The sequence below is a fragment of the Pseudomonas sp. 05N434 genome (genome assembly GCF_056396965.1).
Genome location: NZ_JBFTMK010000826.1, coordinates 1 through 1,466, shown reverse-complemented (window position 1 = coordinate 1,466; position 1,466 = coordinate 1). Strand labels below are relative to the sequence as shown.

The window sequence follows — 1,466 nt, the reverse complement described above, 5'->3', positions numbered from 1 at the left end:
GCGCTGGTGGCTTCACGCAGTTCCGGGAAGGCATTGTTGGTCCCCGTCGACAGGGTCAGCAATGGAATGTCGCCGACTTCGGCAGCCACCGCTTTGTGGGTGCCGTCACCGCCGAGCACGGCAATCAGCGACACGCCGCGTTCAGCCATCCAGCGCGCGGCCTGGCGAGTGTCCGCCACGCTCTGGCGCAAGGTCAGTTCCAGGAACTCCAGAGTTGGCCAGTGGCTGCCACGCGCCTGGCGGCCATGACTGTTCTTCTTCACCGCCGCCGCGATGCCGGTCATGTCGGTGGGCATCAGCACGCGCTCGACACCGGTGGCGCCAAAAGCCGCCAGCAGCCGTTGGATCACCGAGACCTTGTCGGTGCTGGAAAACAACCCGGCATTCGCCGTCAGGCGCCTTACGTCCCGGCCGGACGCCGGATTGGCAATGATGCCGACGGTCAGGGGCAAGCGACTCATGTCGCCACCACGGGTACGGCAGAGTAAAAGCCTCGGCAGGAGGACATAGGGCACCTCTTGTTATTATCGGGTTGCCAGTCGTGCTGGTTGCCGGGGTTAGAGCAAGGCCGGTGCCAGAATCGCAAAAGATCGCCGAAAAGCCCGTTCCAGAGCGGTTTTGACTACATTTCCAAGTGATGGGATCCCGCTCGATTGAGACGTCCCATGTCAGCCTGCACGGGTTAGCGGCCAGACCTTGAGACGTCGCGTCTCAGCTTCGCAGTGGGGTGAACCGATGCTTGTCGACCGTCCGTGAACGGCGCTTAATAGCCCGCACAACTAAAAGAAGATCGAATCGGAGGCCCTAATGCTTTCCGCACACTCGAAGGCGCATGTGGATTGCGTCAGCCGTGTTTTGAAGAACGCAGCGCACCTGCCGCAACTGCCCGTGCCGGACTTGATCCTGGATTCCTGGCGCCGTTCCATGGAGCAACACCACTTGGACCCTGGCTCATTACAAGGGCCGCGGATCCTGTCCCAGAACGTGCTGCAAGAGTGTCGAGAACGCTCCGAACTGTTCCTGCGCATCGCCAGCGAAGAAGTCGCCCGACTCCATGGTCGTGTGCGCGATGCCGACTACTGCGTGTTGCTCACCGACGCCCAGGGCCAGACCATCGACTATCGCGTGGAAACCTCCATCCGTAATGATTGCCGCAAAGCAGGCCTGTACCTGGGCACCTGCTGGTCAGAAGGTGAGGARGGCACCTGCGGGGTGGCTGCGGTGCTGACCGCACGAACACCGGTTACGGTGCACAAGCGGGATCACTTCCGCGCGGCTTTTATCGGACTCACCTGCTCCGCCGCTCCGGTCTTTGACCCTCGGGGGGAACTGCTCGGGGTGCTCGATGTGTCTGCGGTGCGTTCGCCGGACGACCGTCGTTCGCAGCATCTGATCCGGCAGATGGTGGTGCAGAGCGCACGGGAAATAGAACAGGCGTTTTTCATGAACAGTGCCCAGGGTTACTG

2 protein-coding genes are annotated in these 1,466 nt (G+C 61.8%); one reads left to right on the top strand and one right to left on the bottom strand.

Annotation, left to right across the window (positions count from 1 at the left end):
* The coding region (locus AC1DLB_RS29800) for an NAD(+)/NADH kinase (protein ID WP_477786266.1) at positions 1 to 461 on the bottom strand (461 nt) is incomplete at its 3' end.
* Positions 462 to 807: 346 nt separating this feature from the next.
* Between AC1DLB_RS29800 and AC1DLB_RS29795 the strand changes: the two genes are divergently transcribed.
* The coding region (locus AC1DLB_RS29795; protein WP_477786265.1) for a GAF domain-containing protein at positions 808 to 1,466 on the top strand (659 nt) is incomplete at its 3' end.